Annotated in this window: 13 protein-coding genes; 10 read left to right on the top strand and 3 right to left on the bottom strand. The window is 69.7% G+C overall.

The features are described 5' to 3' along the window. Positions 1–35: 35 nt before the first annotated feature. Positions 36–1,898, top strand: coding sequence for a glutamine--fructose-6-phosphate transaminase (isomerizing) (gene glmS / locus HUN07_RS20295; protein WP_114718884.1), 1,863 nt, complete (start codon positions 36–38; stop codon positions 1,896–1,898). Between the two features lie 28 nt (positions 1,899–1,926). Here the strand turns inward: glmS and HUN07_RS20290 are convergent, their stop codons facing one another. Further along, entirely contained in the window at positions 1,927–2,280 is a 354-nt protein-coding gene (locus tag HUN07_RS20290; protein WP_174912286.1) for a cupredoxin domain-containing protein, read from the bottom strand. A 73-nt stretch (positions 2,281–2,353) separates the two neighbouring features. Between HUN07_RS20290 and HUN07_RS20285 the strand changes: the two genes are divergently transcribed. From HUN07_RS20285 to tsaD, 8 genes are all read left to right on the top strand, one after another. Then, complete coding sequence (locus tag HUN07_RS20285; protein WP_174912283.1) at positions 2,354–3,133, top strand: VOC family protein; 780 nt, start codon at positions 2,354–2,356, stop codon at positions 3,131–3,133. 2 nt (positions 3,134–3,135) lie between these two features. Next, positions 3,136–4,587 carry an NAD(P)H-hydrate dehydratase gene (locus tag HUN07_RS20280; protein WP_174912280.1) on the top strand — a complete coding sequence of 484 codons (1,452 nt, stop codon included), beginning with the start codon at positions 3,136–3,138 and terminating at the stop codon, positions 4,585–4,587. A gap of 100 nt (positions 4,588–4,687) precedes the next feature. Then, positions 4,688–5,866, top strand: a complete 1,179-nt coding sequence (gene alr, locus HUN07_RS20275; RefSeq protein WP_254623025.1) for an alanine racemase — start codon at positions 4,688–4,690, stop codon at positions 5,864–5,866. Then, positions 5,863–6,957: an alpha/beta fold hydrolase gene (locus tag HUN07_RS20270; protein WP_174912277.1), complete on the top strand. Its 1,095-nt coding sequence runs from the start codon at positions 5,863–5,865 to the stop codon at positions 6,955–6,957. Before alr ends, HUN07_RS20270 begins: the two co-directional genes overlap by 4 nt. Next, a complete protein-coding gene (tsaE, locus tag HUN07_RS20265) occupies positions 6,947–7,447 on the top strand; it encodes a tRNA (adenosine(37)-N6)-threonylcarbamoyltransferase complex ATPase subunit type 1 TsaE (protein ID WP_114718998.1) in 501 nt (166 codons plus the stop codon). Before HUN07_RS20270 ends, tsaE begins: the two co-directional genes overlap by 11 nt. A gap of 26 nt (positions 7,448–7,473) precedes the next feature. Beyond that, a complete protein-coding gene (tsaB, locus tag HUN07_RS20260; RefSeq protein WP_174912275.1) occupies positions 7,474–8,130 on the top strand; it encodes a tRNA (adenosine(37)-N6)-threonylcarbamoyltransferase complex dimerization subunit type 1 TsaB in 657 nt (218 codons plus the stop codon). Further along, complete coding sequence (gene rimI, locus HUN07_RS20255) at positions 8,127–8,624, top strand: ribosomal protein S18-alanine N-acetyltransferase (protein ID WP_114718891.1); 498 nt, start codon at positions 8,127–8,129, stop codon at positions 8,622–8,624. Before tsaB ends, rimI begins: the two co-directional genes overlap by 4 nt. Positions 8,625–8,629: 5 nt before the next feature. Next, on the top strand, positions 8,630–9,670 hold the full coding sequence (gene tsaD, locus HUN07_RS20250) for a tRNA (adenosine(37)-N6)-threonylcarbamoyltransferase complex transferase subunit TsaD (protein WP_174912272.1): 1,041 nt from the start codon (positions 8,630–8,632) through the stop codon (positions 9,668–9,670). Here tsaD and HUN07_RS20245 read toward each other — a convergent pair. After that, positions 9,615–11,012: an exopolyphosphatase gene (locus tag HUN07_RS20245; protein ID WP_174912269.1), complete on the bottom strand. Its 1,398-nt coding sequence runs from the start codon at positions 11,010–11,012 to the stop codon at positions 9,615–9,617. The two genes, tsaD and HUN07_RS20245, sit on opposite strands and share 56 nt — an antisense overlap. Positions 11,013–11,219: 207 nt before the next feature. Between HUN07_RS20245 and HUN07_RS20240 the strand changes: the two genes are divergently transcribed. Beyond that, positions 11,220–11,801, top strand: coding sequence for a potassium channel family protein (locus tag HUN07_RS20240; protein ID WP_114718893.1), 582 nt, complete (start codon positions 11,220–11,222; stop codon positions 11,799–11,801). Here the strand turns inward: HUN07_RS20240 and HUN07_RS20235 are convergent. Further along, entirely contained in the window at positions 11,798–13,531 is a 1,734-nt protein-coding gene (locus HUN07_RS20235; RefSeq protein WP_174914911.1) for a TIGR03767 family metallophosphoesterase, read from the bottom strand. The two genes, HUN07_RS20240 and HUN07_RS20235, sit on opposite strands and share 4 nt — an antisense overlap. Positions 13,532–13,567 lie beyond the last annotated feature (36 nt).

Below are 13,567 nucleotides of genomic sequence, written 5' to 3'. Positions count from 1 at the left end.
CGTTCCGGACTGTGGTCCAAGTACCCTGGTGAACCATGTGCGGAATCGTGGGTTACGTGGGCCACCGCCAGGCTTTGGGTGTTGTCGTCGAGGCGTTGCGGCGGATGGAATACCGCGGCTACGACTCCGCCGGGATCGCCGTGGCGGACGGTGTGGGCGGGCTGGCCACCGAGCGTAAGGCGGGGCGCCTCGCCAATCTCGAGGCGGAGCTCGCCGAGGTGGGCGCCGACAAGTTCGTCGGCACCACGGGAATGGGTCACACCCGCTGGGCCACCCACGGCAAGCCGACCGACCGCAACGCCCACCCGCACCGCGATGCGGGCGGCAAGCTCGCCGTCGTGCACAACGGCATCATCGAGAACTTCGCGCCGCTGCGCGCCGAGCTCGAGGCCGCCGGGGTGGACCTGCTCAGCGACACCGATTCCGAGGTCGCGGTGCACCTCGTCGCGAAGGCGTACGAGAGCGGTCCCACGGCGGGCGACTTCGTGGAGAGCGCGCTGTCGGTACTGCGTCGGCTCGAGGGCGCGTTCACGCTCGTGTTCACGCACGCCGACCATCCGGACATGATCATCGCCGCGCGTCGTTCGACGCCGCTGGTCGTCGGTGTCGGTGAGGGCGAGACGTTCATCGGGTCGGACGTGGCGGCCTTCATCGAGCACACGCGCGATGCCGTCGAGCTCGGGCAGGACCAGGTGGTGGTCATCACCGCCGACGGTTACACGATCACCGACTTCGCCGGCAACGAGCAGCAGGGGCGCCCGTTCACGATCGACTGGGACCTGCAGGCCGCCGAGAAGGGCGGTCACGACTACTTCATGCTCAAGGAGATCCAGGAGCAGCCGCAGGCCGTCTCCGACACGCTCCTGGGCCATTTCGCCGACGGCAAGATCGTCCTCGACGAGCAGCGACTGTCGGATCAGGAGCTGCGCGACGTCGACAAGATCTTCGTCGTCGCGTGCGGCAGCGCCTACCACTCGGGCCTGCTCGCGAAGTACGCGATCGAGCACTGGACGCGGCTGCCCGTCGAGGTGGAACTGGCCAGCGAGTTCCGTTACCGCGACCCGGTGCTGGATCGGTCGACGCTCGTCGTCGCGATCTCGCAGTCCGGTGAGACCGCGGACACGCTCGAGGCCGTCAAGCATGCGAAGGACCAGAAGGCTCGGGTCCTCGCGATCTGCAACACCAACGGTGCACAGATTCCCCGTGAGGCCGACGCCGTCCTCTACACGCGGGCCGGTCCGGAGATCGCCGTGGCCTCCACCAAGGCCTTCCTCGCCCAGGTGACTGCGAACTACCTGGTGGGATTGGCCTTGGCGCAGGCGCGCGGCACGAAGTACCCGGACGAGGTGGCGCGCGAGTACGCCGACCTGGCCGCGATGCCGGAGCTGGTCACCCGGGTGCTCGCGACCGTCGAACCGGTGCGCGCGCTCGCACGCGAGTTCGCACAGTCGCCCGCGGTGCTGTTCCTGGGTCGCCACGTGGGTTACCCGGTGGCGCTCGAGGGTGCGCTCAAGCTCAAGGAGCTCGCGTACATGCACGCCGAGGGCTTCGCGGCCGGTGAGCTCAAGCACGGTCCGATCGCGCTGATCGAGGAGGGCCTGCCGGTCATCGTGATCATGCCGTCGCCGAAGGGCCGGGCGGTGCTGCACTCGAAGCTGGTCTCCAACATCCAGGAGATCAAGGCGCGCGGCGCGAAGACGATCGTCATCGCGGAGGAAGGCGACGAGGCGGTGCGGGCACACGCCGACCACCTCATCGAGATCCCGGCCGCGCCGACGCTGCTGCAGCCGTTGTTGTCGACGGTACCGCTGCAGGTCTTCGCCGCCGAGGTGGCGCAGGCCCGTGGCCTGGACGTCGACAAGCCGCGCAACCTCGCGAAGTCCGTCACGGTCGAATAGCGAGACCGTCAGGACAGGCTCGGTGTCGTCACATCACGATGACGACACCGAGCATGTCCGGGTGCAGCGAGCACGTGTAGTCGTAGGTGCCGGGCTCGGTGAAGGTGAACTCCCACGTCCCGGTGGTCTTCAACGGGCTGCGCAACACCGATTTCGCGTCGCCGAGGCCCACGACGTCGTGTGGTGTGCCGCGATCGTCGAACACCCACGTCACCGTCTGTCCCGCGGAGATGGTGATCGACGAGGGCGAGTAGGTCATGTTCGAGACCTTGACCGTCGGCCCGCTGTCGGCGACGGGTTCGTCGGTCGAGGAGTTGGTGCAAGCGGAAAGGCTTGCAGCCAAGGCGATTCCGGCGATCATCGCAGTTGCCCGTGTCTTCATGGGATTCAGCGTAGTCTGGCGATGATTGTGCCTCGAGTTACATCTCCCGACCTCGAGTTCGCGAGGAGTAGTCATGCCAACCCGTGAATCCGCGCCGATCGGTGCGCCCTGCTGGATCGACCTGCAGACCTCGGATCCCGAACGCGCCGCCGCGTTCTACGACGCCATGTTCGGCTGGACCCACGAATCGTCCGGAGAGGCGTACGGCGGTTACGTGATGTTCTTCTCCGACGGGAAGCCCGTCGCCGGCATGATGGCCGGGCAGCCGGGGAACCCCTACGTGAACATCTGGACCACGTATCTGGCCACCGCCGACGCCGATGCCACCGCGAAGGCCGTCACGGAGTCCGGCGGTCAGGTGATGATGGAACCGATGACCGTGCCCGAGCAGGGCCGCATGGCGATGTTCCTCGATCCGTCCGGCGGGGTCGTCGGGGTGTGGCAGCCCGCCGAGCACAAGGGCTTCGGTGTCATGGGCGAACACGGTGCCCCCGCGTGGTTCGAACTGGTCAGCAAGGACTACGACGCCGCGTTGCCGTTCTATCGGGACGTCTTCGGCTGGAACCTGGCAACTCTCAGCGACACGGGCGAATTCCGGTACACCACAGGCCGGTTCGACGGTGAGGACCTGGCCGGGATCTTCGACGCGAGCACCGCGATGCCGGCGGACGTGCCGTCACACTGGCAGATGTTCGTGGCGGTGGACGACACCGACGCCGCTGTCGCGCGGCTCACGGAACTCGGCGGGACGGTGCTGCGCGAGCCGTGGGATTCCGAGCACGGCCGGATGGCGAACGTCGCCGATCCGAACGGCGCGCAGTTCATGATCTCCGGTCCGGTGGCGGCCGGGTAGAGATGCGGAACTTCTACACGGCGCAGCAGGTCAAGGCCGCCGAGGCGCCGCTGCTGGCGCGCCTGCTCGAGGGCACGCTGATGCGGCGCGCCGCGTACGGCCTGGCGCGTGTCGCGGCCGACGAGCTGCGGGATCGAACGGGGGGCGTGTCGGGCCGCGACGTCACGCTACTGGTGGGCTCGGGTGACAACGGCGGTGACGCGCTGTGGGCGGGAACGCTGTTGCGCCGGCGTGGCGTGGCGGTCACCGCGGTCCTACTCAACCCCGAGCGCGCGCACGCCGCCGGATTGGCGGCGCTGAAGGCCGCCGGTGGGCGCGTCTCGTCGGATCCGGGCAGCCCCGACCTGGTGCTCGACGGGATCGTCGGGATCTCCGGCAAGGGCCCGCTGCGCCCGGCCGCGGCCGCGATCGTCGCGGAACTCGATGCCCCGATCGTCGCGGTCGACCTGCCCAGTGGCGTGGACCCCGACACCGGTGCCGTCGACGGTCCCGCCGTGACCGCTGCCGTCACCGTGGCGTTCGGGGCGCTCAAACCGGTGCACGTCCTGGCCGCGCCGAGGTGCGGCCGGGTCGAACTGGTGCCGATCGGCCTGGACCTGCCGACGCCCGACCTGGTCGCGCTCGACGCGTGGGAGGTGGGCCGGTTGTGGCCCGTTCCGCGGCCGGCGGACGACAAGTACACGCAGGGCGTGGTGGGCGTCGTCGCGGGCAGCGGACGTTATCCGGGCGCTGCCGTGCTGTCCTCCGGCGCCGCGGTCACCGCCACCGCCGGGATGGTGCGGTATGCGGGTCGTGCCGTCGCGGAGGTGCTCGATCACTGGCCCGAGGTGGTCGCTGCCCCGTCGCCCGCCGATGCGGGCCGAGTACAGGCGTGGGTCGTGGGCCCCGGCATCGGCACCGACGACGACGCCCTGACGGACCTGCGGACGGTGCTGGAAACCGACCTACCGGTCCTCGTCGACGCCGACGGGCTGAACCTGCTGGCCGAGCACCCGGACCTGGTGCGGGGGCGCGGTGCGCCGACGTTGCTGACCCCGCATGCGGGCGAGTTCGAGCGGCTCACCGCTGTCGCGCCGACGCCGGACCGCGTCGCCGCGACGCGGGCACTGGCCGCCGAGTGGGGCGTGACCGTGCTGCTGAAGGGCCGGGCCACCGTGATCGCGGACCCGCACGGCCGGGCGTACGTCAACGACGCGGGCAGTTCGTGGGCGGCCACGGCCGGGTCGGGTGACGTCCTGTCCGGCGTCATCGGTGCGCTGATGGCGACGGGTCTGGCACCGGAGGCCGCGGCCGCGGCGGGGGCCCGGGCCCACTCGCTCGCCGCCAACCTCGGGGCGCGGGAGGGTTCGGAGGACATCGGGGACGCCGGGCTCGCGCCGATCTCCGCGTCGACGCTGCTGGCGCACCTGCGGTCCGCGATTCGGATCCTTCGCTCACATGTGCCCGAATCGTGACGGGTCGGGTTGTACCCAGGAACCGGGCTGGTCCCGGTGAGTGGCAGGATCGAATTCTGTGACTACTAGCGCGCAGGAGACCGACACCGACCCGAACACCGTGAGCGCCACCTCGGCGGCGGACACACCCCCTCCGGCGGCGGCGCCGCAGGCGGAAGCGGTGATCGATCTCGACGCGGTAGCCCACAACGTGCGGATCCTGCGCGAGCACGCCGGCGATGCGGCGGTCATGGCCGTCGTGAAAGCGGACGCCTACAACCACGGCGCGGTTCCGGTCGCGCGGGCCGCACTCGCTGCCGGTGCCCGGGAACTGGGTGTCACCACCCTCGCCGAGGGCATCGAACTCAAGAACGCCGGGATCACCGCCCCGGTGCTGTCGTGGCTGCACACCGCGGACTCCGACTACGCCCCCGCGATCGCGCTGGGCGTCGAGGTGGGGCTGTCGTCGCCGCGGCATCTCGCGGCCGTCGTCGCGGCGGCGCGGGAGGTCGGCACGCCCGCGACCGTGACGATCAAGGTCGACACCGGCCTGAACCGGAACGGCGTCTCGCGTGAGGAGTGGACGGACTTCCTGAAGGACCTCGCTCGGGTCGAGGCCGAGGGGGCGGTTCGTTTCAAGGGTGTGTTCTCGCACCTCGCGCACGCCGACGAACCGCACCACCCCGCTATCGACGATCAGCGGGAACGTTTCACGGGTGCCCTCGCGGACGCCAAGCGGATCGGTTTGGCTCCGGAGGCGGCGCACCTGTCGAACTCGGCGGCCACCCTCACCCGTGCTGACCTGCAATTCGACATGGTTCGGCCCGGAATCGCGATATACGGACTGTCCCCGGTACCGGATCTGGGGACGTTCGGCCTGCGGCCGGTCATGACGTTCCGATCGAGGGTGGCGCTGGTGAAGAAAGTGGCAGCTGGTGAGGGTGTGTCCTACGGGCACACGTGGGTGGCCCCGCACGACACGACGGTCGCGTTGCTGCCGGTCGGGTACGCGGACGGTATTCCGCGCGCGCTGGGCGGACGGTTCGACGTGCGCCTGGGTGACGACCGGCGCCCGGGCATCGGACGGGTCTGCATGGACCAGGTCGTCGTCGATCTCGGTCCCGACGGTGCCGGTGTGCAGGAGGGCGACACCGCGGTGTTCTTCGGCAACGGCGAGCACGGTGAACCGCACGCACAGGAGTGGGCGGACGCGCTCGACACCATCCACTACGAGGTGGTGACCTCGGTGCGGGGCCGGACGGTGCGAACCTATGTCGGCGGTCCCGGCGGTCGTTCGTGAACGTCCTGAACAGGCTCGGCCTGTTCGGGGGAGTGCTGGGTGCCGCGGCGATCGGCGCGATCGCGGGGATCAACGTCGTCAAGTCTGCGGCGACGCGACGAGGACCGGAGATCTACGGGTCCGAGGACTTCGCGCTCATGACCGGCGACCGCAGCCGCGTCGTGGCGACCGAGGACGACGTGCCACTGCTGGTGCGGGAGGTGGGTCCACCGGATGCGCCCCTCACGGTGATCTTCGTGCACGGCTACTGCCTGCGGATGGAGTCGTGGCACTTCCAGCGCGCGCAGCTCGCGGAGCGGTGGGGCGATTCCGTCCGCATGGTGTTCTACGACCAGCGCGGGCACGGTGAGTCCGGCGTGCCCGCCGCCGAGAGCTGCACCATCGCCCAGCTCGGCCGCGACCTGGCGGCCGTCGTCGAGGACGTGGCGCCGTCGGGCCCGGTGGTGCTCGTCGGGCATTCGATGGGCGGCATGACGATCCTGGCGATGGCCCGGCAGTTCCCGGAGCTGTTCGACGACAGGGTGATCGGTGTGGGGCTGCTCGCGACGACCGCCGCCGGCCTGAACAAGTCGGGGCTCGGACGCAACCTCGACAACCCGGTCATCGACGGGTTCCGCCTCGCGGTGCGCACCGCCCCCGGCGCCGTGCAGCAGGCACGGGGCGCCGCGCGCGCGATCATCTCGCCGATCCTGCGGGCCGCGTCGTACGGCACCGAGGTCAGTCCGCGGCTGGTCGCGTTCTCGGAGGGCATGCTCAACGACATCTCGGTGGTGACGATCGTCAACTTCCTCGAATCGTTGGAGTTGCATGACGAGTCGGAGGCGCTGCCGGTGCTGTCGGACACACCGGCGCTGGTGCTGTGCGGTGACGCCGACATGATCATCCCGTTCACCAGCTCCAAGTACCTCGCGGCCGCCCTGCCGCGCTCGGAACTGGTGCGGGTGCGCGATGCCGGCCATCTCGTGGAGCTCGAGTTCCCGCAGGTAACCTCCGATGCGATCGATCGGCTGGTCCGGCGTGCCGTGTCGAGTCGTGCGAACCACGAGAATGCTGTGCCGGCGGGTGAACTGGAGCGAACCGATGTCGGCTGACACACGTACCGGGGGCAACGCGACCCTGCCCACGACCGAGGACACCGAGGCTCTCGGGCGGGCGCTGGCCCGCGACCTCGTCGCGGGTGATCTCGTGGTGCTGGACGGCCCGCTGGGCGCCGGGAAGACCGCGCTGACCCGCGGTATCGCGGCAGGTCTGGGCGTCGAGGGCCGGGTGACGTCGCCGACGTTCATCATCGCGAGAGAGCACCGGCCAGGGACGCGCCCCGACGGTGGCGCGCCCGTCGGCCTGGTCCACGTCGACGCGTACCGCCTCGGCGGCGAGGGCGGTGACGCGGGCTCGCTCGATATGCACGATCAGCTCGACGCGCTCGATCTAGACACCGACCTGGGCGACGCCGTCGTCGTGGTCGAGTGGGGCGAGGGCGTGGTGGAACATCTGGCGGATCGGCACCTGCGGGTGCGGCTGCGTCGCGAGCCCGAGTCCGATGTCCGCACCGCGAGCTGGGAGTGGGTGCCGCGCGCGTAGTACGGAGCCGAGTAGCCTGGTCTACCGTGCTTGTCCTTGCCATCGACACCTCCACTCCCGCGGTCACCGCGGGCGTCGTGAGCTTCGACCCTGATTCGGACCCGGGCGTTCCTCGGACGCTGGCCGTCCGAGTCACCGTCGACGCCCGAGCGCATGCGGAGGTCCTGACCCCGCAGATTCTGGACTGCCTGGCCCAATCGGGCCACAGCCCCGCCGATCTGGACGCGGTCGTCGTCGGCGTGGGGCCCGGTCCGTTCACGGGTCTGCGCGTCGGTATGGCGACCGCCGCCGCGTTCGGCGATGCGCTGGGCATCCCGGTACACGGGGTGTGCAGCCTGGACGCGATCGCCGCCGATGTCTCCGGAGAGCGGGACCTGTTGGTGGTCACCGATGCTCGTCGCCGCGAGGTGTACTGGGCGCGCTACTCCGGCGGGGCGCGGGTCGAGGGGCCCGATGTCGTCAAGCCGTCCGATCTCGATCCGTCGCCGTCGCAGGTGATCGCGGGCTCGGCCTCGCACGTGGACATGTTCGACCTGCCGGTCGAGCCGGTCGAGACCCCCTCGCCGGCCGGTCTGGTGAAGGTCGCGGCGCAGGCACTGCGGGTGGGCGTGGAGCCGGAACCGCTGGTGCCGTTGTACTTGCGGCGCCCGGACGCGGTGGAGTTGGCGGACCGCAGGAAATGAGCATCCGCATCGTTCCGATGGCCGACACCGACACCGACAGGTGCGCCGAGCTCGAGCAGGTGCTGTTCCCCGGTGACGACCCGTGGAGCGCGCAGGCGTTCCGGTCGGAACTCGCGGGCGGGCACAATCACTACTTCACGGCGCGCGACGACGCCGACACACTGATCGGCTACGCCGGGGTGGCACTGCTCGGCAACAGCGTGACGCCCGAGGCCGAGGTACACACCATCGGGGTGGATCCGTCGGCGCAGCGCGGCGGCATCGGCGGAGCGCTGCTGGCCGAACTGCTGCGCGTGGCGGACAAGTGGGGCGGACCGGTGTTCCTCGAGGTCCGCACCGACAACGAGCCGGCGATCGCGCTGTACAAGCGTGAGGGCTTCGAGATCGTCGGCACCAGAAAGCGCTACTACCAGCCGAGCGGCGCGGACGCGTACACGATGCACCGCCCGGCGCGGATCGACGCGGAGGCCGCCGAGCGGCAGGGCAAGGAGTGACGGCCATGATCGTGATGGGTATCGAGAGTTCGTGCGACGAGACCGGGGTCGGTATCGTCCGCTGGCACGATGACGGGCGCTGCGAGCTGCTCGCCGACGAGGTGGCGTCGAGCGTCGACCAGCACGCCCGCTACGGCGGTGTGGTGCCCGAGGTGGCCTCGCGCGCGCACCTCGAGGCGATGGTTCCCACGATGCGTCGCGCCCTCGCGGCCGCGGGCATCGACAAGCCGGACGCGATCGCCGTGACGATCGGCCCCGGTCTCGCCGGCGCCCTGCTGGTCGGTGTCGCGGCGGCCAAGGCGTACGCGGCCGCGTGGGACGTGCCGTTCTACGCGATCAACCATCTCGGCGGGCATGTCGCGGTGGACACGATCGAGCACGGCCCGATGCCTCCGTGCGTCGCGCTGCTCGTCTCGGGTGGGCACACGCACCTGCTGCACGTGGAGGAACTGGGCCGCAAGCCGATCGTGGAACTCGGCACCACGGTCGACGATGCGGCCGGTGAGGCGTTCGACAAGGTCGCGCGCCTGCTGGATCTCGGATTTCCGGGCGGCCCGGCGCTCGATCGCCTGGCGCAGCAGGGCGACCGGGACGCCGTCGTGTTCCCGCGCGGCATGACCGGTCCCCGGGATGCCCGGCACGACTTCTCGTTCTCCGGGCTCAAGACTGCGGTGGCGCGGTTCGTGGAGGCCAAGGAGCGTGCGGGCGAACCGATTCCGGTCGCCGATGTCGCGGCCGGATTCCAGGAGTCCGTGGCGGACGTGCTGACGATGAAGGCGGTTCGCGCGGCGCAGGACGTCGGCGTCGACACCCTCGTTCTCGGCGGCGGCGCCACCGCGAACTCGCGGATCCGGTCGCTCGCGGAGGAGCGGTGTGCTGCGGCGGGATTGACGCTGCGGGTGCCCAGTCCGCGGCTGTGCACCGACAACGGCGTGATGATCGCGGCCCTCGGCGCGCACCTCATCGCGGGAGGCGCACAGCCGTCGGCGCTCACCTCGGCAACGAATCCGGGACTTCCGGTGTCGGTGAGCCAGATTCGGGACTGACCTCTGGCTGCGGCCCGGCCGGCTCGGTCCCCGGGGCGGGCGGCTCGGAGGTGGGGGTCTCGGAAGCCGGCGGCTCGGAGGTAGGCGGCTCGGTGGTGGACGTCTCGGTGGTGGGCGTGGTCGGATCGGCCGAGAGGCTCGGAGGGTCGGCGTCCGGAGTCGGAACCCCCGGTACGAGACCCGGGAGCCACGTGGGCAGTTCGGGCCACATCGGCGGAATCCACGGCCGACTCTGCGTGGTGCTCGGTGGCGGTGTCGTCGTGGTCGGCGCCTCGGTGGTGGTGGGCGTCGGGGGAGTCGTCGTGGGTGGGGGCGGTTCGACGGTGGTCGTGTACTGCGTCGTCCAGGCCGGACCGCTGTAGTCGTCGGTGGTCGGCAGTGGCACGTGCGAGGCGGGCACCTGAACGGTCGAGCTCGGGGTCGGATCGCCCGACGGGATGTCGGTGTCGTCCGGATCGACAGTGGGGACATCGGGTTCGCCCGTGGGTGTCTCGATGACCTGGCTGCCGGTGGGTGCGTAGTTCTCCTCGCTCTGCGGGATCACTTCCTTGACGCCGTAGCCGAGCATCAGGCCACCGACGACGAGTGCGCCGACGATAGCACCCGTCCCACGTCCTCCACCCGACCCGGCGACCACCGGGAAATCCTGTCTGGCGTTCGATCCGGCCAGCAGCGCGGCGCCTTTGGCGGTCGCGGCCTCCGGTTCGGGCACGACGATCGTGACGCCGTCGAAGCCGGCGTCCAGTGCCGCCCCCACGTCGGTGATGTTTCCGCCGCCGCCGACGAGGACCGCGGCCTCGGGGGTGCGGAAGCTGCGAGCGCAGGTGCCGGTCACGAACTCGACGACGCGCGAGGCGATATCGGCGTCCGGTTCATCGGCTGCACCGTCGCCGCTGACGGTCGTGGTGCGGTCACGGCACAAGATCGAGCCGCTGGCCTGGTCGACGACCGTGACGGTGAGTCCCGATGCGCCGAGATCGACGACCGCGATGCTCCCGTACTGCGCGACCAGCCCGGTGCTACGGAGATAGGCCAATGTGGCGGCCGTCTCGGGAATCAAGCGGATGGCCCGACGTTGGCGCTTGGCCGCGGACCGAACGGCTGCGGCGTGGCCCTCGGTGCGGTACGCCACCGCGATCGCGTCCGGCTCGATCTTGTGGTCGGGAACCTGGACGGTCATCAGGCCGATCGCGGAGAGGCTGAGGTCGCCGAGGTCGGTGTGGGTGCCGAGATCCGAGGACAGCGTCCGGTACTCCATGGACTGCATGCCGGTGTCGTCGGTGGCGACGAGTGCAGTGCACACGCCGGCCGCTCCGGCAGAGATACCGAGTGAACTTCGCACTTGTCCACCTCCCACTTTCGGTGTTCGGATCTGTTCGCGTTCTCGACTCGCTCGCACCGGAAAGCTGGACTACTTCCCTTCCAGACGTCGACGTCGTTATCCGAACGTTACCGAAGATCGGTCCGCTCTGCTCGGTCAGGTGTGTCGTCGCAGGTCGGTGCCGACATTCGCGGTAGTACGGTGTGACGAATGCAGAAGCGAGAGCCTATGACCGACCCGGCCCGACTGCAGGAGCTCGACAAGCACGAGCGCCGTCGATTGCTGCGTCGGGCTCTGCTTCGTCCGCTCGGCACGGTTGTCGTTCTGGTCATCGCGTACTTCGCGCTGCCGATGGATCACCTGTCGAACGCGGGCATGGTCGCGATCCTCGTCGGCGGCCTGCTGTTCGTTGTGGCGTTGTGTATCTGGCAGGTTCGGCAGATCTTGCGCTCCCCTGTGCCCGCCATACGGTCGGCCGAGGCCCTGATGGTGACGCTGCCGGTGTACTTGCTGGGCTCGGCGGTGGCGAGCTTCCTCCTGTCCCAGATGAATCCGGAGTCGTTCACGGAGCCGCTGACCAGGATCGATGCGCTGTACTTCACGCTCACGGTCTTCGCGACGGTGGGCTTCGGCGACATCGCGGCGGTCGACCAGACTGCCCGTGCGGTGGTCACGGCGCAGATCGTCGGGAACCTCGTCATGCTTGCGGTCGGGGTACGACTGCTGACCGAGGCCGTGCGGTGGAGCAAGGCCCGGCGGGAGACCGACGGCGGCGCGGACGCCCCGAAGGACGCCCGCGCCGACGACTAGCGGAGTGTGGCCAGGACCAGTTCCACATTGTGGTCCGGGGAGCCGCCCAGCAGTTTCGGGTCGGCGTGGATGTCGTTGAACGAGAACTCGCGGTACAGCGACGCCAGGCCCGCCGGAGAGAAGTCGTCGTAGTCGACCTGGTACGGGCTGTCGGCCTCGATCAGCGTGGTCAGCAGCGACACCGTGCCGTCCTCGTTGTCGACCACCTCGATGATGCGTCCCTGCTGCGGGAAGTCGATGTGCGATGCCGTGTTGATCTCCCAGAATCCCTGTGCCGGAGTCTGGCCCACCTGTGCGGTGATGCGGTTCTCGTGGGTGTGGCCGTTGACCCAGGCGAGGACATTCGGGAAGCGGTGCAGCATATCCACCAGCTGGGCGCCCTTGTACCGGGGCTCGAGCGGGCGCTCCGGGTCGGGCAGGGTGTTCGCCATCGTGGTGCTCGTGTGGTGGCTGAACAGCACGAAGTAGGTATCGCTGCGGCTCTGCGTGACGAGCGCACCGTTGGTGTCGTAGTACTTGCTGCTGCCCGCGAGCAGCGTCTGCTCGATCCACTTGAACTGCGCCTCGCCGAGCGAGCCGTCGACGAAGCCCGCGCGGTTGGTCGAGTCCATGCTGATGCCGATCACGCCGGGCGCGATCTCGAAGGTGTAGTAACCGATTCCGGTTTCGTCGGCGTCGGCCGCGAAGCCGTGGCCGACCGGGCCGGGGCCGGCGTTCGCCGGGTCGAGGTGGGCGGCGATGAACTCGCGCGGCGTGAAGGGGTGGCGCCGCGCGTCGGGGGTGACGATGCGCGGCGGGGTGGTGATCGCCGACAGCAGGTTCAGGACGGCGGTCGGATCGGAGCTCAGGGCGCTCGAGATGCGCGCGGCCTGGTCGGAGGAGTCCGGGACCTCGAACTTCTTGTCTCCTGTGTACATCTGCTCGAGGAACGGGATGCCGCTCGGGAGGGTGCCCTCGACGGAGTCGTCGTGGTTGCCGAAAACGCTGTACCACTTCGTGTTCAGGCCGGGGCTGGTGACCGGCTGCAGTGCCGCCGACAGCAGGCCGGGGACCTCCGGGAATCCGGTCTTCTTGTAGATGTCCTGGATCGACGACTCGGGATTCCAGTACAGGTCCGCGCCCGAGTTCTGCACGCCCTCGTAGCGGGTCGGATCGCCGGTGTTCGGAACGATCGTGCCACCGTTGAGTGCCTTGAGGAACCAGTCGAGTTCGACGTGCTCCTTGTTGTCGGTGTTGTCGCCCGTGGTGATCACGGCGTCGAAGTCGCGCTGTGTGTGCGGACCCTGGCGCAGCGAGTTGACCCGGTCGATGAGGGAGACGAGGCCCTGCGCGGTCATGGTCTCCTGCGGCCGGAACGCGGCACCCTGGAAGGGGTGGACGTACTCGAACCGAACGGGTGACTGGGCGTCGAGCACGTGCACGTCGGTGAGCTGAACCATGGACGCGAGGGCGGAGCGACGGTCCTCGCGACCGGACTTGGGCTCGGCCAGATCGGTGCGGACCACCAGCGGCCAGCCCGGACCGGCGGTGAGACGGCGGTATCCGCTGCTGCCCAGAGGGACGGCGACGGATTCGAGAGTGGTGCCTGCGATCGACGCGGGCAGCGGGGCCGCGGAGGCCTGTGCTGCGAGCGGATTCCACGACCGGCTGCCGATGAGAGGCAGTCCGGCGACTCCGAGCGCTCCGATGCCGGCCGCTCCGAGGAAGGACCGCCGATTCCAACCGTTCATCTGCTGTTCACACACGGCGCCCACTGTAGGGGACGG

This window comes from Rhodococcus sp. W8901, assembly GCF_013348805.1.
GTDB lineage: Bacteria > Actinomycetota > Actinomycetes > Mycobacteriales > Mycobacteriaceae > Prescottella.
The sequence above is the reverse complement of the archived record's forward strand: the minus strand, read 5'-3'. Positions and strand labels throughout refer to the sequence as shown.